Origin of the sequence: Brevibacterium yomogidense (assembly GCF_016107685.1) — a bacterium.
Lineage (GTDB): Bacteria > Actinomycetota > Actinomycetes > Actinomycetales > Brevibacteriaceae > Brevibacterium > Brevibacterium yomogidense.
On the sequence record NZ_JABASY010000001.1, the window covers coordinates 46,393 to 64,104 of the forward strand.

At 69.0% G+C, this 17,712-nt stretch carries 17 protein-coding genes; 8 read left to right on the forward strand and 9 right to left on the reverse strand.

Going from position 1 to position 17,712, the window contains the following annotated elements:
* Positions 1-105: 105 nt before the first annotated feature.
* The 5 genes from cls to JFC09_RS00225 form a co-directional block, all read right to left on the reverse strand.
* Positions 106-1,599, reverse strand: a complete 1,494-nt coding sequence (gene cls / locus JFC09_RS00205; RefSeq protein WP_198391984.1) for a cardiolipin synthase — start codon at positions 1,597-1,599, stop codon at positions 106-108.
* Positions 1,600-1,798: 199 nt separating this feature from the next.
* Positions 1,799-2,416, reverse strand: a complete 618-nt coding sequence (locus JFC09_RS00210) for a protein-L-isoaspartate O-methyltransferase family protein (RefSeq protein ID WP_332839592.1) — start codon at positions 2,414-2,416, stop codon at positions 1,799-1,801.
* 103 nt (positions 2,417-2,519) lie between these two features.
* A complete protein-coding gene (gene fabG / locus JFC09_RS00215) occupies positions 2,520-3,263 on the reverse strand; it encodes a 3-oxoacyl-ACP reductase FabG (protein ID WP_198391986.1) in 744 nt (247 codons plus the stop codon).
* Between the two features lie 133 nt (positions 3,264-3,396).
* The gene (locus JFC09_RS00220) at positions 3,397-4,581 is read right to left on the reverse strand and encodes an acyl-CoA dehydrogenase family protein (RefSeq protein ID WP_198391987.1); all 1,185 of its coding nucleotides are present in this window, start codon (positions 4,579-4,581) and stop codon (positions 3,397-3,399) included.
* Between the two features lie 11 nt (positions 4,582-4,592).
* Positions 4,593-5,054: a MaoC family dehydratase gene (locus JFC09_RS00225; protein WP_198391988.1), complete on the reverse strand. Its 462-nt coding sequence runs from the start codon at positions 5,052-5,054 to the stop codon at positions 4,593-4,595.
* A gap of 199 nt (positions 5,055-5,253) precedes the next feature.
* Between JFC09_RS00225 and JFC09_RS16200 the strand changes: the two genes are divergently transcribed.
* The 3 genes from JFC09_RS16200 to JFC09_RS00240 all read left to right on the forward strand — a co-directional run bounded on the left by JFC09_RS16200 (position 5,254) and on the right by JFC09_RS00240 (position 7,205).
* Entirely contained in the window at positions 5,254-6,195 is a 942-nt protein-coding gene (locus JFC09_RS16200; RefSeq protein WP_232482989.1) for an NUDIX hydrolase, read from the forward strand.
* Positions 6,196-6,582: 387 nt separating this feature from the next.
* Positions 6,583-6,798: a type II toxin-antitoxin system HicA family toxin gene (locus tag JFC09_RS00235; RefSeq protein ID WP_198391989.1), complete on the forward strand. Its 216-nt coding sequence runs from the start codon at positions 6,583-6,585 to the stop codon at positions 6,796-6,798.
* Positions 6,795-7,205 carry a hypothetical protein gene (locus JFC09_RS00240; protein WP_198391990.1) on the forward strand — a complete coding sequence of 137 codons (411 nt, stop codon included), beginning with the start codon at positions 6,795-6,797 and terminating at the stop codon, positions 7,203-7,205. The genes JFC09_RS00235 and JFC09_RS00240 overlap by 4 nt, the downstream gene beginning before the upstream one ends.
* A gap of 114 nt (positions 7,206-7,319) precedes the next feature.
* On the opposite strand, the gene JFC09_RS00245 is transcribed toward JFC09_RS00240, so the two are convergent.
* Positions 7,320-8,291, reverse strand: coding sequence for an MBL fold metallo-hydrolase (locus tag JFC09_RS00245; protein ID WP_198391991.1), 972 nt, complete (start codon positions 8,289-8,291; stop codon positions 7,320-7,322).
* 139 nt (positions 8,292-8,430) lie between these two features.
* Positions 8,431-9,333 (reverse strand): polysaccharide deacetylase family protein, encoded by a 903-nt coding sequence (locus JFC09_RS00250; protein WP_198391992.1) that lies wholly within the window; start codon positions 9,331-9,333, stop codon positions 8,431-8,433.
* Between the two features lie 166 nt (positions 9,334-9,499).
* Between JFC09_RS00250 and JFC09_RS00255 the strand changes: the two genes are divergently transcribed.
* Positions 9,500-10,075 (forward strand): MarR family winged helix-turn-helix transcriptional regulator, encoded by a 576-nt coding sequence (locus JFC09_RS00255; protein WP_198391993.1) that lies wholly within the window; start codon positions 9,500-9,502, stop codon positions 10,073-10,075.
* Positions 10,076-10,078: 3 nt separating this feature from the next.
* Here the strand turns inward: JFC09_RS00255 and JFC09_RS00260 are convergent, their stop codons facing one another.
* Positions 10,079-10,927, reverse strand: a complete 849-nt coding sequence (locus tag JFC09_RS00260) for an enoyl-CoA hydratase-related protein (RefSeq protein WP_198391994.1) — start codon at positions 10,925-10,927, stop codon at positions 10,079-10,081.
* Positions 10,928-11,151: 224 nt separating this feature from the next.
* Here JFC09_RS00260 and JFC09_RS00265 point away from each other — a divergent pair, with 224 nt between their 5' ends.
* Positions 11,152-11,901 (forward strand): TM2 domain-containing protein, encoded by a 750-nt coding sequence (locus JFC09_RS00265; protein ID WP_232482990.1) that lies wholly within the window; start codon positions 11,152-11,154, stop codon positions 11,899-11,901.
* Positions 11,902-11,908: 7 nt separating this feature from the next.
* Here the strand turns inward: JFC09_RS00265 and JFC09_RS00270 are convergent, their stop codons facing one another.
* The gene (locus JFC09_RS00270; protein ID WP_198392728.1) at positions 11,909-12,664 is read right to left on the reverse strand and encodes a sulfite exporter TauE/SafE family protein; all 756 of its coding nucleotides are present in this window, start codon (positions 12,662-12,664) and stop codon (positions 11,909-11,911) included.
* A gap of 62 nt (positions 12,665-12,726) precedes the next feature.
* On the opposite strand from JFC09_RS00270, the gene JFC09_RS00275 reads away from it, so the two are divergent.
* The 3 genes from JFC09_RS00275 to JFC09_RS00285 all read left to right on the forward strand — a co-directional run bounded on the left by JFC09_RS00275 (position 12,727) and on the right by JFC09_RS00285 (position 17,681).
* Positions 12,727-13,305 (forward strand): dienelactone hydrolase family protein, encoded by a 579-nt coding sequence (locus JFC09_RS00275; protein ID WP_198391995.1) that lies wholly within the window; start codon positions 12,727-12,729, stop codon positions 13,303-13,305.
* A gap of 358 nt (positions 13,306-13,663) precedes the next feature.
* Entirely contained in the window at positions 13,664-14,689 is a 1,026-nt protein-coding gene (locus JFC09_RS00280; RefSeq protein ID WP_198392729.1) for a 3-oxoacyl-ACP synthase III, read from the forward strand.
* Between the two features lie 7 nt (positions 14,690-14,696).
* Positions 14,697-17,681 (forward strand): alpha/beta fold hydrolase, encoded by a 2,985-nt coding sequence (locus JFC09_RS00285; RefSeq protein ID WP_332839593.1) that lies wholly within the window; start codon positions 14,697-14,699, stop codon positions 17,679-17,681.
* The last annotated feature ends 31 nt before the right edge of the window (positions 17,682-17,712 follow it).

Below are 17,712 nucleotides of genomic sequence, written 5' to 3' on the forward strand. Positions count from 1 at the left end.
AGGCTCTGCGACGACCGGAGGCGCGCACCCGAGCGGGGTGCGCGCCTCCGGTGTGTCTCGGGTTGCGACGGTGCGGCTGGGAGGCTGTGGGGCCTCGGCGACGGCTCAGAGGAGCGCCGAGCCCAACCTGCAGACGTTCTCCGCATACTTCCGCATCCACGAGCGATTTCCCCACTTCTCCGCGTCGAGCGGGACGGACCACACCTGGAAGTCCTCGCGCTCCAGCGCGTACATGCGCTGCGTGAACTCCTCGTCGACGATGAAGAGGGTGACCTCGTGGTTCATCGAGAACGACCGCTCATCCATGTTCGACGACCCGATGACCGTCACCTCGTCGTCGACAAGGATGAACTTCGCGTGCAGCACCGTGGGCGAGTGGTACTGGTAGATCGTCACACCCGCCTCGACGAGTTCGTCGTAGTAGGACTCCTGCGCCTTCCCCGCCACCCAGTGGTCGTTCGTCGCACCCACGTACAGGCGGACGTCCACCCCGGACTGGGACTCCGTCTTCAACGCCGTCAGCAGGGCGGTGTCCGGCACGAAGTACGGGGAGGAGATCACCACTTCCCGGTTCGCGTTGTAGATGAGGTGTGTGAAGAGCTGCAGATTGTTCTCCTGGTCGAACCCCGGACCTGACGGCACGACCTGGGCCATGATCCCCGTCGACTCCGGCGGCGCATCCAACTCCTCATCGAACTCGCCGAACAGCGCGTCATCGGTCTCCGAATACCAGTCGGAGGCGAACACCGCATCGAGCTCGTCCACCACAGGACCCGTGCAGCGGACCATGAGGTCCTTCCACATGAGCCCCCGCCGCAGGTTCGCCTTCTTGTTGTAGGACGGGTGGATGATGTTCTGCGACCCGGTGAAGGCGACCGTCCCATCGACGACGAGGATCTTCCGGTGATTGCGCAGATCCACCCGCTGGTACTCGCCGCGCCAGGGCCTGATCGGCAGGCTGCGCCGCCACATGAGCCCCGACGAGTCCAGCAGCTTCACGAGCGACCGGTATCCGGGATAGCCGATCGACCCGACGTGATCGATGAGGATCCTCACGGCGACACCCCGCTTGTGCGCTGCGATGAGTGCATCGAACAGCGGCCGGGTCGTGTCGTCGAGCGCCACGATGTAGAACTCGAAGTGGACGTACGTCTGCGCCCGATTCACCTCTTCCGTCATCTCGTCGATGCAGTAGACGGAATCGGTGATGAGCTCGAAGGAATTGCCGTGCACCATCGGCAGCGCACCCAGCTCGTAGTTCAGCTGCGCCGCAGTGCTGAGCGGGAGCACCAGGTGATCGGACCGGCCGATGATCGCCTGGTTCCCCGTCGCCGTCTTCACCCGCTGGTTGATCTCGTGCTGCTTCTCCCGCCTGCGCTGCGGCAGCTTGGGCGACCCGATGAAGAGGAAGACGAGGATCCCCAGGAACGGGATCATGAAGATGAGGATGAGCCAGCCCAGCGCGGCCGCAGGCTTCCGCCTGTACGGGATGGTCCCCAATGCGATGATGCGCACCAGGGCGTCGATGACGAAGAGCGTGATCGCGACCCAGCCAGGAAACTGGTTCTGGATCCACGGAAGAATGCCACTGGGGTCCATCTCGCAGCCTCCTCCCCCGAATGACAGCCGCGACCACCTGCACCGTTGGTCGAAAGCCTATCGGTAAGCGCCACCCCACCGTCGGCGGGGGCGCGCGGTCACCTGACGGTCGGTGTGGCCAACCGCCGGTCTGAGCGGTCAGCCGGGCAGCACGGTCGACCGGGCAGCGCGGTGAGCCGGGCGGTGCCGACAGGCACTGTCATCCTTCGATGAGGGGGACGAAGCGGAACGAGCCGTGTCGCGTGGTGGTGTGGTCGCTCCTGTCCGGGCCCGTGCGGATGATGCGCAGCATCTCGCCTCGCACCGGGATGACCATGATGCCGTCCGGGGTGAGCTGATCGATGAGGGTGACCGGGACCTCGGCAGCTTCGGCGGACACGAGGATCCTGCCGAAGGGCGCGCGGTCCGGCAGGCCCAGCACGGCCGGATCCGCGACGTGGATCGACGCCCACGTCATGGGCATGCCTTCCCACATCTGTGCGGACAGTGCCGCGCGTGAACGGCTCACCAGTGCCTCGACACGCTCCACGCCGTCCACCTCACCGGCGGAACCGACGAGGTCGCCCAGGATCGCAGTCGTCCAGCCGGAACCCGAACCCACGTCGAGCACCCGATCCCCCGGCCGCACCTCGAGCAGCCGCAGCATCGCCGCCACAGTCGCCGGCTGGGAGTTCGTCTGCCCATGGCCGATCGACAGCGGGCGGTCCTCCGCGGCCGATGCCTGCTGTTCCGGCAGAAGGAAGTCCGTGCGCGCGCGACGCGTCATGACCGTCGCGATGCGGTCGGCGGGGTCCGGCTGGTCGATGCTGTCGGCCACTGTGCTCATCCTCCAGGGTTGCGGAACGGGCCTCGTGTGAGAGGAACGCCGCCCTGCAGCGTGCCATTCCTGGCGTCGGGTCGCCCGCACCGCGATCAGCCGATCAGAGGTGGCGACCGCCTGCGATCTCCTGGACGGTGCCGGTCATGTACGACGACATGTCGGAGGCGAGGAACAGCACGACGGAGGCGACCTCGGACGGTTCGCCCGCGCGGCCCATCGGGATCTCCGCGAGCTTCGAGTCGATGACGTCCTGACGCATCGCCGCCGTCATCGCGGTGTTGATGAAGCCGGGCTGGATCGCGTTGACGCGGACGTTCTTGAAGCCCACTTCCTTCGCCGCCGCCTTCGTCATGCCGACGATGCCGGCCTTCGCGGCGGAGTAGTTCGTCTGGCCGAGCATGCCGACCTTGCCGGAGATCGACGACACGTTGATGATCGAGCCGCCGCCCTCCTGCTCACGCATGATGCCGGACGCGGTCTTGAGGCCGTTCCAGGTCCCCCGCAGGTGGACGGCGATGACCTGGTCGAACTGCTCCTCCGTCATCTTGCGCATCGTGGCGTCGCGGGTGATGCCGGCGTTGTTGACCATGACGTCCAGGCTGCCGAAGACCTCGACGGCCTTCCTCGCCAGCGCGTCGACCTGCTCGAGCTCGACGACGTTGCAGCCCATGCCGACGGCACGGTCGCCCACGCCCAGCTGCCTGGCGGCCTCGACGACCGCTTCCTCGTTGAGATCGCCCAGGACGACGTTGGCGCCTTCGGCGACGAACGCCTGGGCGATCGCGTAGCCCAGGCCCTGAGCTGCTCCGGTGACGACGGCGGTGCGGCCTTCGAGAAGTGCCATGTGGTGTCTCCTTCAGAGAGAGTGCTTCAAAGTGTGCAAGCTTCAGGGGGTCCGGGAGGCACGTGGGCCTCACGGCGTCGGATCGACGGGTCCCCGGCAGGAGCCTTCCCACCGGGGACCGGGTCGACCACGTCTACTTGTGTGCGCCCTTGATGAGCTGACGGGCGATGACGAGCCGCTGGATCTCCGAGGTGCCCTCGTAGATCCGGAAGAGGCGGGCGTGGCGGTAGAAGCGCTCGACGCTCGTCTCCCGCATGTAGCCCATGCCGCCGTGCACCTGCACGCCGCGATCCGCGACACGGCCCAGCATCTCCGACGCGTAGAGCTTCGACGACGACGGGCCCAGCTTGCGATCGGTGCCGTCGTCCCACCGCTGAGCGGAGTCCAGCACGAGCGAGCGTGCTGCCTGCAGCTCCGTGTAGCAGTCCGCGAGCATAGCCTGCACCAGCTGGAAGTCCGCGATCGGACGTCCGCCCTGCTGTGCGTTCTTCGCGTGCTCGATCGTGTCGTCGAGGATCCGGGTGGCCTGGCCGACGCAGATCGCGCCGATGTGCAGCCGGCCCTTGTTGAGCGAGGCCATGGCCGCGCGGAAGCCGACCTCCTCCTCGCCGCCCACCAGGTAGGCGGAGGGGACGCGCACGTCGTCGAAGAAGATCTCCGAGGTCCACGCACCCGCCTGACCCATCTTCTTGTCGCGCGGGCCCACCGTGACGCCTTCGGACGCCGTGGGGACGAGGAACACGGAGATGCCCTTCGACCCGGTTGCGTTCGGGTCCGTGCGCGCGAAGACCATGAGCACGTCCGACATCGCGGCGTTCGTGATGAACCGCTTCGAGCCGTTGATGATGTAGTCGTCGCCGTCCTTCACCGCCTTGGTCGTGAGACCGGACGGGTCGGAACCTGCGTCAGCCTCCGTGAGCGCGAAGGATGCGATGGCTTCGCCGGAGGCGATCTTCGGCAGCCATTCCTGCTTCTGCTCGTCCGTGCCGTAGTTCACCAGCACCTGGCCGGCGATCCCGTTGTTCGTGCCGAACAGCGACCGGTAGGACGGGGTGGTGTAGCCCAGCTCGAAGGCCAGCAGCGCGTCCTGGCGGGCGTTGAGGCCCAGTCCGCCGAACTCCTCGGGGATGGCCCATCCGAACAGGCCCATCTCTGCGGATTCGTCACGGATCTCCTGGGGGATCTCGTCCGTCTCCTCGATCTCGAGTTCGCGCGGGACGACCTTCTCGCGCACGTAGGCGCGGACGGTCGCGAGGATCTCCTGCAGCGTCTCGTCGTCGACGCCGTCTGTCATGGGGTAGGGGTTGCTCTCTGCCATGTGCGGGCCGCTCAGTCCTCTTCGACCATGAGGGAGACGGCTTCAGCGATCGCAGCGGGGCGGTCCTCACCCTCGATCTCGAGGACGTGGTTCATGACCACCTGCACGCCGGAGTCCTTCCGCGTGACCTCCTTGAGGGTCACGACGTCGCGGACCTTCGAGCCCACCTTCACCGGGTTGGGGAAACGCACCTTGTTGAGGCCGTAGTTGATCTTCATCTTCATGCCGGTGATGTCGGTGACCTGCGAACCCAGCAGCGGGAGGAGACTCAGCGTGAGGAAGCCGTGCGCGATCGTCGCGCCGAACGGTCCGGCCTTCGCCTTCTCCTCGTCGATGTGGATCCACTGGTGGTCACCCGTCGCGTCCGCGAACAGGTTCACGCGGTCCTGGTCGACCTGGAGCCATTCGCTGGCCCCCAGCTCCTGCCCGACGAGCTGCTCGAGCTCTGCCACACCGTTGATGACGCGCACCATTGCGTTCTCCTTCTCTCGACTCAATTCTTGCAACTGCGTTACGAATGGAGACTTACTCCAGACCATTTCTGCAACAGTGTATCGTCGCGGGGCGCGTTTGTCAGCGCTTCCGGGCAACTGATCGAACGTCCGGCATGACGGGGCTACCATCGGGGAAGAAGCCCCCATCGCAGCGGGCCAGACGAATCGAGGAGAATCCATGAGTTCCGAATCCGAGGCGCCCACCGCATCGCAGGACGCCGGCTCCGAGGCCAGCGGCTCCCGGGCGACAGCCGTATCCCAGGTCGCGCCGTCCTTCGACCTCGCGGGGCTCGTCAACGGTGACGACCGCGCGGACCTGTCGGGGAAGGCGGATCACGAGGCGCTCAAGCGTGCGGCGTCGAACGGGAAGGACGCTCAGGGCCGGCCGACCCATTCCTCCACCGGCGCACTGCTGGACTACGCGAAGAGGGTTCCGGTACGCCCGGCGACGAGCGTGATCATCCTGCGGGAGGCGGACGGCCTCGAGGTCTTCGTGCAGCACCGCGTGAAGACGATGGACTTCGCCGCGGGCGTCGTCGTGTTCCCGGGCGGCCGCGTGGACCTCGAGGACGTCGCCAAGTCCGACGGTCTGCCGATCGGTGACGACGACCTCGGGCGCCACCTGGACGCCTGGAAGCAGACGGACGCGGTCACGGTGGGCCTGGGCCGCAGCCTGGCGGACCCGGATGCGCAGCCGGAGCCTGCGGAGGCGACGCCGGAGGAGGCCGCGCAGGGAGTGCGCACGCTCCTGGCCTGCGCGATCCGCGAGGTGGAGGAGGAGACCGGGCAGCGGCTGGATCCGGGGCACATGCACCCCTGGGCCAACCTCGTGACCCCTCCCGGCCGGTCGAAGCGCTTCGACACGTACTTCTTCGTCGCCGAGGGCGCGGAGCTGGAGGACCTCACCCATCAGACGACGGAGGCGACGAACTCCGAATGGCTGGGTGTCGACGAGCTGCTGACCGGCGAGGCGGAGGGTCGCTACCGCCTCATGCGCCCCACGCTCGCGCTGCTCATGGAGCTGCAGGCGCTGGGCTCCCTTGGCGCGATCCTCGGGCATGCGACGAACGGCAACCGCACCATCGAGTCGATCCGCCCCAAGGTGCCGGGTATCCACTGACTTCCGGACTCCTACGGTCGCGGCCGCACTCACGGCCGGACACGAGGGAAGTAGCTGCCGCAGCCGCCGCTCACGTCATGTAGAGGTCACAAGACCTCCCGAACGCGGCACCACCTCAGGTCACAGCGTCGTGCGCACATCCCGCTCCGTCCACAGGTTCTTGCAACCGCCGCACCCGCGGCCGACCCTGAAGCGCATGACACCACTCACTCATGACGGTCCGGGCTGGCGGGTCGCCGTCCTCGCGGAGACCCGCCAGAACTGCCCTCTCATCCGGCGGCCCCGCGAAAGCGGCACGCCACCCTGGAACATGCCTGCCAGTGGCACTAGCACCTATCCAGCCAGAGGGGGTGGCGTACACTGATGAAACCGTAGAAGACCAGGGTCGTGAAGCGTTTCCTCACGTCGCAGAGTTGGGAATTGCTGCGCACCGGCAAGGGGTCGCACGAGCTCTGGGGCGACCCCACCACAGGTGACCGCCTCAGCCTTCCGGCCGGACACGGTGAAGTGAGCCCCGGTGTCCTTCGCCAACTGCAGGTTCTCCTGCCGAACATTCCAGAACTGCAGGTTCTCCTGCCGAACATTCCAGAGGAGTGGACGTGACGAAACGCGAGATCACTGTGAAGGCGTACCGCGAGGGCACGTGGTGGACCTTCGAGATTCCCGAACTGGGGGCACCGGCGTCCAGCGGGAGCGGAGCTTTCATGATGCCCGTCGGCCAGTGCCGGTCAGCAGCCAAAGTCGCAGACGAAGCCCGGCGACTCGCCGCACTCTGGATGGACGCCTCGCCTGAGGAATTCGAGGTGACGGTGGACTTCGCCCTCCCAGAGGAGATCACCACCGCCCAGCGCATCGCTGAACAGCGTGAGGCACGCGGCCGTGCAGAACTCGCTGAAGCCGCGAAGCTGAGGCGCCAGGCCGTCCGTGCACTTCTCGCTGACAATGTGTCGCAAGTCGATGCGGCTGCGGTTCTCGGCTTGTCCAGGCAGCGCGTGCAGCAGCTCGCGTGAGCGCTTGAACGGCAAGAACTGCACCTGACCGCAGGCCCAGAGCCCCCGGGCCGCACCCCCGGCCGCACCCACAGCCGCACTCACGGCCGGGCACGCGTGTCGCCCAGCGCCGGTTCACGCCACCGCGTACCCGCCGTCCGTCTCCGCCACGAGGACGCCCCGCTCCACGAGGTCGTCCAGGTGCTTCTGGCAGGTGCTGAGCTCGACTCTGTCCGCGAATTCGGGGCGCCTGCCCGGCCGGTAGACGACGCCGCGTCCCACCATGTCCGCGGCGGTGCGCACACCGTCACGCACCAGGTCGAGGACCGCGTTCTCCCGCCGGTCGACGACGTCGGCGAACACCTTCAGCGCGTCGAGGTACTCCGCCCGATCCCAGTAGGGCCCCTTGTGGTGGGCGGCGGCGTACACCTCGGCCTCGATCTGTGCGCAGCGGTCCAGCGTCGCCCGGAAGTCGGCGATGGTCGACTCCTCGTCGCTGTAGAGCGGCCCGAACGACGACAGGTCGACGTCGCCCAGGAAGACCACGTTGTCCGGCTCGATGAAGAAGCCGCAGTGGCCGGGCGTGTGGCCGGGAAGGTGGAGGGCGGTGATCCGCACGCCGCCGCCCAGGTCGAACACGTGCCCGTCGGCGAACGACCGCGCTTCCGGCACGGGCGACCAGCGGAACATCTCGCGCAGACCCGCGATCTCGTCGTCGGGGATCTCCATCGCGGAGGCGAAGACGGCCTCGGTGCGGACGGCCTCGGCGTCGCGTTCGTGCACCCACACCTCGGGGCACAGGCCCGCGTCCACCGTGTGGTCCTCGTGGTAGTGGCTCACCAGCAGCAGGTCGGCGTCGGCGGGCGAGGTGTGCAGGCACGCGTCGAGCATCGCCGTGCGGTCGGCACCGCGCACCACCAGCGGGTTCCCGTAGGGGTACTTGCCACCGTTCTCCGGCCGCAGCTGCACCGTGTGCGGCCCCAGCCGCAGGATCTCCGTGCCGTCGGCCACGGCGATCCCCGCGCCCGAGGCCCCCTCGCCCCGCGTGCCCGAGGTCGCCGGCGCCTCCCCCACCGGGGCACCCCGGCCTCCCGACTCGTTCGTCACGTCTCCTCCTTCGCAGACGGCACCGCTGCGTGCGGCCCGCTCCCGGCGGGCCGCACGCAGCGATCCGTGATCACTGCAGTGTTGCGGTCAGTACAGCGGTTCGCTGTGGTCAGTACAGCATCAGTACAGCGCTGTGCGGTCAGTACATGGGTGGGCGCGCGTCCCCGTCGAACGGGTAGCGCGCACGGAAGTCGTCCGCGATCTCACCCATCGTCACCCACTCCACACCCTCGTGCCCACCGATGTACTCGATGAGCCGCTCCAGCATGAGCAGCACCTGCGGACGGCCCGCCACGTCCGGGTGGATCGTGATCGGGAAGATCCCGTAATCCAGCTCCCGGTACACCCAATCGAACTGGTCCTTCCACAGCTGCTCGATGTCCCGCGGATTCACGAAACCGTGCGAGTTCGCACTCGCCTTGATGAACATCATGGGCGGCAGATCATCGACATACCAGTTCGCCGCTATCTCGACCATGTCGATCGACTCCCCGAACTCCAGCGGCTTCATCCACGCCGCCGCATCCTTCGAATAGTCGATATTCGTCCACGTCTCACCCAACCGCACGTAGTACGGGATGAAATCCGCGTGCGACTGGGAATGGTCGTAATCGAAGCCGAACTCCTGCAGCAGGGCGGCGGTACGCGGCGACATCTCCCACCACGGCGCCACGTACCCGCGCGGAGCGGTGCCCGTCGCCTTCGACAGCACCTCGACGGAACGCTCCAGCACGTCACGCTCCTGCTGCTCCGTCATGTCCTTCGGGTTCTCGTGCGAATACCCGTGCGCGCCCACCTCGTGGCCCGCATCGACGATCATCTTCAACTGGTCCGGGAACGTCTCCGCCGAATGCCCGGGCGTGAACCACGTCGCCTTGATGCCTTCCCGCTGGAACATCTTCAACAGCCGGGGCACACCCAGCTCTCCCGCGTAGATGCCCCGCTGGATGTCATTGATCGAGTCCTGGCCGCCATAGGAACCCAGCCAGCCGCCCACAGCGTCGATGTCCACACCGAACGACGCGAGAATCTTCTTCCCCACGATCGCACTCCTCTCAGTCACCGATCACCTGCCCCGAGGGCCACCTCATCCGCCCCGAGGGGTCACCCTCACGCTACGCCGCGGCACACCCGAGCCCCAGACCCTCTCGCCAGATGAGCGTTGCCGACGCCACTTTCCGTGTCAAGCGATTGCTACCATCGGGTACATGGAGAATCGCGACGAGGCCCAGACCTCCAGTGAGGCCCGGGCCTCCCGTGGGGACCAGACCGCCGACGGGGACCAGACCTCCGAGGAGGCCGAGACCCACGACGAGGCCCGATGGCTCTCCCCGGAGGAATCGGCGACCTGGCTGTCCGTCTGGACGATGACCGTGTGGCTGCCGACCCGGCTGGACGCTCAGCTGCGGGAGGATTCGGGGCTGAGCCTCGTCGAGTACCACTCGCTCTCCCAGATCGACATGAGCCCGGAGCGCACTCTGCGGCTCAGCGAGCTGGCGGCCGTCACGAACATGACGCTCTCCCACCTGTCGCGCGTGGTGTCGCGGCTCGAGGACGCGGACCTGCTGCGCCGCGAACCCGACCCTGAGGACGGCCGCTACACGCTGGCGATCCTCACCGACGCCGGTCACGATCGGGTCGTCGCCGCCGCCCCGGGACACGTGGAAGCAGTCCGGAAGTACGTCTTCGACGGCTTGAGCGACGAGCAGAAGGCCGCGCTGGGCGACGCCATGGGCCCCATCGTCGAGGCGCTGGTCCCCACGCGCATCGCCCGCCGCATCTGACTCTTACGACTGGCCCTTGGCCGCCTTCCGCGCCGCCAGCTGCTCCATCCGCTTCTGCACGGCGAGCTTCTGCTCCTCCGTGCCCCGGAGTTCGCGCAGCGCCTGCTGCTCGGCCACGAGCCCTTCGCGCATCGTCGCGGAATCAGCCATGTCGACCAGCTTCTTCGCCCACACCAGAGCGGATCGCGACTTGTCCGCGATCTGCTCCGCGAGCGCGTGGGCGGTGGCGACGGGGTCCTCGGCCAGCTCGTCGACGAGCCCCCATGCGAGCCCCTGCTCACCGGAGATCGTGTCCGCCGTGAAGATGAGGCGCTTCGCCTTGGACGGGCCGATGAGCCGCGGCAGCAGCTGGGTGCCCATCATGTCCGGGATGATGCCCCACGCCAGCTCCATCGCGGACAGCTTGGCGTCGGCAGTGCTGATGCGGATGTCTGCTCCCAGCGCGAACTGGAACCCGCCTCCCAGGGCGGGTCCGTGGATCGCAGCGATGACGGGGACGGCCACCTGCGACCAGATCTCCACGGCCTGCTGTGCCAGCGCCTCGGCGTCGCCGGGGATGTCCAGCGGCGATCCGGCCATCGTCCCTTCGACGATGCGCTTGAACTCGCCCATGTCCAGCCCCGCGCAGAAGGCCCTGCCCTCTCCGCGCATGACGACGGCGTTCACGCTCGTGTCGGCCGACAGCTGCTGTCCGGCCTCCAGCAGGTCGTAGAACATGTCCGGGGTGATCGAGTTGAGCGAGTCCGGGCGGTCGAGCACGACGTGTGCGATGGCCCCGAACCTCTCCACACGCACGGTGCCGTGCTGCATCGACGCGGTGGAATCGGGTGTGCCGGCGGCGGTGTCTGTCATGTCTCTCCCTTGGGTCGAGCGCGCAGGACCGATGCCTACGCCTGAACGAACGATCGAGTCCCGGCTCACATTACCCGGCCCCGTGTTCCGGGCTTGGCACAGAATGCCCGCCCCGGCCTCGGCGAGGTGTGGTTCGATAGGAGCACAGTCTCATCCGCACCGGGTCCGGTTTCCGCTCGAACCAGACCGCACGTCCGGCCCGCACGCACCTCCAGGGAGTCCCCATGAGCCAGCAGCAGCCCTTCGGCTCCGGCCCGTACACCAGCGGCCGTGGCGCCGGCCCTCATGGCACCGTCCACTACGGCGCACAGACGGGTGGGTCGCCGGCCGGTGGGTCGCAGTCGGGAGGGTCGCAGGGCGGGGCCAGGCCCGGCGCACCGCATCAGCACGGGTCGTCGCAACACGCGTCGTCACAGCGCGGGTCGTCGCAGCGCATCCCGCAGCCGGCCGCCGCGCCGACGCGGACGATGCCCTCCGGTCCGCAGACGACGTACGGTCCGGCCGCTCACCCGCAGATCGTGCGCGCCCAGGCCGCCCACGCCTACGACAGCCGATCCGCACCCTCCGCATATGCGATGGCCCCCGCGGGTCACGGGTACGCGCCCTATGCGACACCGCCCAAGTCGTTCGTCACGACCTGGCTGCTGTCCCTCTTCCTGGGCGGCTGGGGCGTCGACCGGTTCTACCTGGGCCATGCGGGGCTCGGGATCGTCAAGCTCCTGACGGGCGGGGGCTTCGGCATCTGGGCGCTCATCGACCTCATCCTGGTCCTGGCCGGCAGCATGCGGGACGCCCAGGGGCGCCCGCTCGCCGGCTACGAGCAGAACAAGTCGATGGCGATCTGGGTGACGGTCGGCATCATCGTCGTCGAGTTCGTGCTGATCATCGTCGTCTACGTCGTGCTCTTCGCCGCGGTCGCCGCGATGTTCACGGCCTTCCTCGCCCTGATCGGCGCCACGGCGTCTGTGAGCTGAGCGCCCCTCACCCCACCAGGGCGATGAGGCCTCGCACCAGCGCGCTGAGCGCTCCCGCCCCGGCCAGCGCGATCGCGATGCGGCGTGCCAGGTCCGGGCTCACGCGCCGGGACAGCAGCCCGCCCAGTCGGATGCCCGCGATGACCGCCACGATGATCGCCCCGAAGAGCCCCACGGGCGGCAGCTGGTCGACGGTCGTCGCCCCGGTGAACAGTTTCGCGAGCACGGAGGTGAGGCCGAACATCATGAAGGTGGGCTGCATCGTCGCCGCGAAGTTCCGCTGCGGCCAGCGCGCGAACTGCCCGTACATGACCATGGCCGGCGCCGCCACGCCCGAGGCGGTATTCAGGAACCCTCCCACCGCACCCGCCGCTGCGGTGAGCACCGGCAGTCCCCGGCCGGTCACGTGGGGGACGCGGGGCATGGTGAAGGTGAGGACGAGTGCGACGAGCACCACGGAGCCGATGACGACGTTGAGCCACCCGGCGGACAGCTCGCGCACCAGGAGCGCGCCCGGAAGCGCACCCACCACCCCCACGGACGCGAACAGGCCCCAGCGCTTCCAGTCGACGTCCTTGAGCACGGCGAACATGATGAGGAACCCGGAGCAGACCGTCGTCGAATTCGCGACGAACACGCCCAGCTGCGGCCCCATCGCCAGGGCGAGGCAGGGCGCGACGACCAGGCCGACCCCCGTGCCGGACAGCCGCTGCAGCGTCGCCCCGACCACGACGGCGATCACCGCGATCGCGTAGATCCCCATCTCCACACTCCGAGCCTAGACCCCGCCTGGACCTCCGCCGTCGGCTGTGGTCGGATGGTGGCATGAGCCACATCGTCTTCTTCCATTCCGCGGTCGGCCTGGACGACGGGGTCCATGCGATGGCGCAGACCCTGCGCGACGCCGGCCACACGGTCACGACGCCCGACTACTACGACGGCCGCACGTTCGACTCCGCGGAGGAAGGGGTCGCGCACCGCGACGAGGTGGGTTTCCGCACCCTCGTCGACCGCGTGAATGAGGCCGTCGACGGCATCGACGGCCCGTTCGTCGCGGCGGGGATCTCGCTGGGATCCGCGATGGCGCAGCGGCTGGGGAAGAAGGACCCCCGCACCCGGGCCGCGCTGCTCCTGCACGCCGGTGGCGAAGCGAAGCCCGTCGACTGGCCCACCGCCTGCGCCCTCCAGATGCACTACGGGGTCGACGACCCGTGGATCGACGCCGGCATGCCCGAGGTGCTCCTCCAGTCCGCGGCCCGTGCCGGCGCCCGCACGGAGCACTTCCTCTACCCGGGCGCCCAGCACCTCTTCGCCGACCCCACGAAGCCGGACTACGTGAAGGAGTCGGCCGACCTGCTGTGGAACCGGGTGCTGGGACTGCTGGACGACCTCGGCGACGGGTGATTCCGGGCCGGCCACCGACCGGCACCGCCCCCGGAAAGGCGACTCGGTCACACCTGAGCGCCTCCTGGGTTTCGGTTCGGAGGTTCGATACTAAGATGTATCCGGACTCCTGCAATGCTCCAGCGGCCCACGCACGTGCACCACGGTGCTCACGCTCCCCCGCGCGTGCCCGCTCCAGCGCTGTCGAAGTCCTCGGGAACATTCCTCGTCGGCCGTCTCACTGACCGTCGCGGGATGCGTCCGCAGTCGTCGGCCCCCACTACCGGCCGGACCGACGAAGCGCGTCGCGCTCTGCTCACGACCGCGCACCGCAGACAGAACAGACACGGAACGGACCCTCTTGAACGGCATGAACCAGATGAATGGCAACACGACTTTCCGGCACCAGAACGTCGCACTCCTGGGGATCGCGGAAGCCGTCGCCCCTGTCGAGGTCACCTCCGACGAACTGGACGGCGAACTGGGCGACGTGCTCCAGGAGCTGGGTCTGCCGACCGGCCTGTTCCAGCGCGTGGCGGGCGTGGAGGCCCGCCGGCAGTGGGACACCCCGGACGGATTCATCACCGGCAGCGCCGACGCCGGCCGCACCGCACTGGAGAAGGCCGGCATCGAGCGTGAGCAGATCGGCCTCATGATCAACGGCTCCGTGTCGCGGAAGTCGATGGAGCCGTCCGTCGCGGTGTCCGTCCACAACGAGCTGGGCCTGGGCACCCACGCCATGAACTTCGACATCACGAACGCGTGCCTGGGCTTCGTCAACGGCATGACGATGGCGGCGACGATGATCGACTCCGGTCAGATCGAGTACGCGCTGGTCGTCGCGGCGGAGGAGACGTCGCAGCTGCGGAAGAACACGGTGAAGCACCTGCACCGCGACGGCATCACCCGCGCAGAGTACCTCGAGGAGTTCGCGTCGCTGACGCTGGGATCCGGCGCCGCCGCCGCAGTGCTGGGCCCGGCGGACCGCCACCCGGAGGGCCACCGCATCAAGGGCGGCGTCACCCGCGCGGCCACGTGGAACCACGAACTGTGCGTGGGCGGCTGGGACGGCATGTACACGGATTCCCGCGCGCTCATGGAGAACGGGATCGGCCTGGTCGTCGACGCGTGGGGTGAGGCGGCGCAGGACGGCTGGGACTGGCGGGACATGACCAGCTACGTCACCCACCAGGTGTCCTCGAGCCACACGAACGCCCTGCTCAAGGCGATGAGCCTGCCGGCCGACCGCGTCCCCACGACCTTCCCGACCCTGGGCAACGTGGGGCCTGCGGCCCTGCCCATCACCCTGGCCCGCGAGGCGGAGACCCTGTCGAAGGGCGACCGCGTCCTCACGGTGGGTGTGGGCAGCGGCCTCAACGCCGCCCTCACCGAGATCGAGTGGTGAGCACCCCGTGAACCCCCGCCTGCCCGGCCTCCCGAACCCCCGCCCCTTCCCCAGCGCGGTCGTCTCCGATGCCCGTGCAGGCATCCCGGCCGCACCCGCGCAGCTGCCGCACGAGGCGGTGGGCGCAACGTTGGACGGCTTCGACCCCGCGTGGTCGCGGTTGGTCACCGTCGACACGCTGGACGGTCCGCGCACCTTCCACGTCCTCGACACGGGCCCGGTCATGGCTGCGGCCGGCACCGCGCCGGTCGGCACGATCGTCGCGGCCCACGGCAACCCCACCTGGTCCTACATGTGGCGTCACCTGGCCGCGGAGGGGCTCACCCGGGGCTGGCGCGTCATCGCCGTCGACCATCTGGACATGGGCTTCTCGGAGCGTCTCCCCCACGCCCGCGCACCTCGGCCGTCCGATCCCGGCATCCGCCGCATCGCGGACCGAGTCGCGGACTTCGACGCCGTCGTCACGACGCTGCTGGCGGAAGGCCCCACCGCCGAGGCCGCACCCGCCACCCAGCCGACCGGCACCCCGGACGCGGTTGGCGCCTCGGCCACAGCCGGCGCCCCCGCCCACCCGGTCGTGACGATCGGGCACGACTGGGGCGGGGTCATATCACTCACGTGGGCGTCCCGGAACCAGGATCGCGTCGCCGCGGCGGTCACGCTCAACACGGCCGTGCACGTCGCGGAGGGCGATTCCCTCCCCGCATCCCTGCAGACCGCGCTGGCGGGACCCATGCTGCCGATGTCGACGGTCCACACGGACCTGTTCCTGCGCGTGACCCTGTCGCTCGCGAAGGACAAGCTCACCCCCGCCGCCGAGGCCGGATACCGCGCTCCCTACCGCTCAGCCTCCCGGCGCGGCGGGATCGGCGGGTTCGTCGCGGACATCCCGTTCCCGGACACCCACCCGTCGTACTCGGAGCTGCAGCAGCTGGGCGAGGACATCGCGGGCTTCGAGAAGCCCGCCCTCATCGTGTGGGGCCCCAAGGACCCCGTGTTCCTCGAGCGGTTCCTGCGTGATCTGCGGCAGCGTCTGCCGCAGGCGGACGTGCACCGCTTCGAGAAGTCCGGCCACATGCTGAGTGAGCAGGAGGACATGCACGGCACGGTCCTCGACTGGCTCGACCAGAAGTTCCCCGGCGGCACGATCCCGACGAACGACCCGGCGACCACGGACGGCACGGCCCCGGCCGCCACCGGCGGCGAGCCGACAGCCGGAGCCGCCGCACCTGCTGACCCGACCACCTCCTCGGCCGCCGTACCTGCGGGGCCGGCCACGGCCTCGGCGACGGGTTCCCCCCGCTACATGTTCACGGCCCTCGAGGAGAACGCCACCTCCGGCGCTCTGGCCAGCGTCGACATGTCGCAGGACCCCGTCGCGAAGCTCACGTGGCGTGAGGTGAACGACCGGGTACGCGCGATCGCGGAGGGCCTGCACGACCTAGGCCTCAAGCAGGGCGACCGGGTGTCGATGCTGGTGCCCCCGGGCAACGACCTCACGACCGTCCTCTACGCAGTGCTGCGCGCCGGCGGTATCGCCGTCGTCGCGGACGCCGGGCTGGGGCCGCAGGGCATGACCCGCGCGGTGAAGTCCGCGGACCCGCAGTGGATCATCGGCGCGGTGCCTGGCCTCACACTGTCGCGCCTCGCGGGCTGGCCGGGCCGCCGGATCAGCGTCGACGCGCTGGGTGGTGCGCAGAAGCGGCTCCTGAACGTGGAGACGAGCATCGCGGACCTCGTGGCGGACGGGACGCCAGCCGCGGCCTCGGGCACGGTCGTCTCACCGGACCGCGTCCCGCTGCCCGACCCGGATGCGGACGCGGCGATCCTCTTCACCTCCGGCTCGACCGGGCCGGCGAAGGGCGTGCGGTACACGCATGCCCGGCTCGCCGCGCTCATGGGCGTGCTGCGGGACTTCTTCCAGGTGCGCCCCGGCACCTCGCTGGTGGCCGGCTTCGCGCCGTTCGCCCTGCTGGGCCCCGGCATCTCGACCGTGTCGATCACCCCGGACATGGAGGTGACGAAACCGCGCACCCTCACCGCGACCGCACTCGCGGAATCAGTGGTCGACGGAGAGGCGACGATGATCTTCGCGTCGCCGGCGGCGTACCACAATGTCGTCGCGACCTCGGGCGATCTCACGGCTGCGCAGCGGGATGCCTTCACCCGCATCACGCTCGTCCTGTCCGCAGGGGCCCCTGTCCCACTGGCGCTCATGGACGACCTCGCGGGACTCTTCCCGAACGCCGCGATCCGCTCCCCCTACGGCATGACCGAAGGGCTGCTGCTCACAGACATCGAACGGGTGGAGGTCGCGGACGCGCTGGCGAACAGCGACGGCGACCTGGGTGTGTGCGTGGGTCGGCCCGTCGACGGCGTGCGCGTCGCGCTGGCTCCGATCGGGGACCACGGGGAACCGTCGGACACTCTGCTCGAAGGGGAGGCCGCCCGCGGCATCCTGGGCGAGTTCGTCGTCCACGCAGCACATTCGAAGGCGGGCTACGACCGGCTGTGGAAGACCGACCGGGAAGCCGCGCGTGACACGGTCGACGGGCTGCTGTGGCACCGCACGAACGACATCGGGCACATCGACCGGGAGGGCCGGGTGTGGCTCGAGGGCCGCGTCCAGCACCTCATCACCCCTCCCACGGGGCCCCTGGGTCCGGGCGGGCCCGAGGCCGTCGTCGACACCCTGCCCCACGTCTACCGCTCCGCTGCGGTGGGCGTGGGACCGGCAGGCACGCAGGCGCTCGTCATCGTCGTGGAGCCCACGGCGGACGTCGCCGCGAAAGTCGCGAACGGTCCGGCACCGCTGAGCCTCAGCTCGATGGTGCGTGAGATCGTCGCGGAGCGCACCGGCGAGGACGTCGCCGCGGTGCTCGTCTCCACGACGTTCCCCACGGACATCCGCCACAACTCGAAGATCGACCGGCCGCGCCTGGCCCGCTGGGCGGAGCGCGTGCTCGCCGGTGGGAAGGTGGGCACACCGTGACGAGCCAGACTCACGAATCAGCGAGGAATAC

Coding starts and splice junctions, on each gene's coding strand:
- JFC09_RS00225 (WP_198391988.1), bottom strand. CDS start 5,054: ATGGTGCGCGTCATCAACGGTGTGGCAGAGCTCGAGCAGCTCGTCGGG.
- JFC09_RS00220 (WP_198391987.1), bottom strand. CDS start 4,581: ATGGCAGAGAGCAACCCCTACCCCATGACAGACGGCGTCGACGACGAG.
- JFC09_RS00280 (WP_198392729.1), top strand. CDS start 13,664: ATGAATGGCAACACGACTTTCCGGCACCAGAACGTCGCACTCCTGGGG.
- JFC09_RS00270 (WP_198392728.1), bottom strand. CDS start 12,664: ATGGGGATCTACGCGATCGCGGTGATCGCCGTCGTGGTCGGGGCGACG.
- JFC09_RS00275 (WP_198391995.1), top strand. CDS start 12,727: ATGAGCCACATCGTCTTCTTCCATTCCGCGGTCGGCCTGGACGACGGG.
- JFC09_RS00260 (WP_198391994.1), bottom strand. CDS start 10,927: ATGACAGACACCGCCGCCGGCACACCCGATTCCACCGCGTCGATGCAG.
- JFC09_RS00265 (WP_232482990.1), top strand. CDS start 11,152: ATGAGCCAGCAGCAGCCCTTCGGCTCCGGCCCGTACACCAGCGGCCGT.
- JFC09_RS00255 (WP_198391993.1), top strand. CDS start 9,500: ATGGAGAATCGCGACGAGGCCCAGACCTCCAGTGAGGCCCGGGCCTCC.
- JFC09_RS16200 (WP_232482989.1), top strand. CDS start 5,254: ATGAGTTCCGAATCCGAGGCGCCCACCGCATCGCAGGACGCCGGCTCC.
- cls (WP_198391984.1), bottom strand. CDS start 1,599: ATGGACCCCAGTGGCATTCTTCCGTGGATCCAGAACCAGTTTCCTGGC.
- fabG (WP_198391986.1), bottom strand. CDS start 3,263: ATGGCACTTCTCGAAGGCCGCACCGCCGTCGTCACCGGAGCAGCTCAG.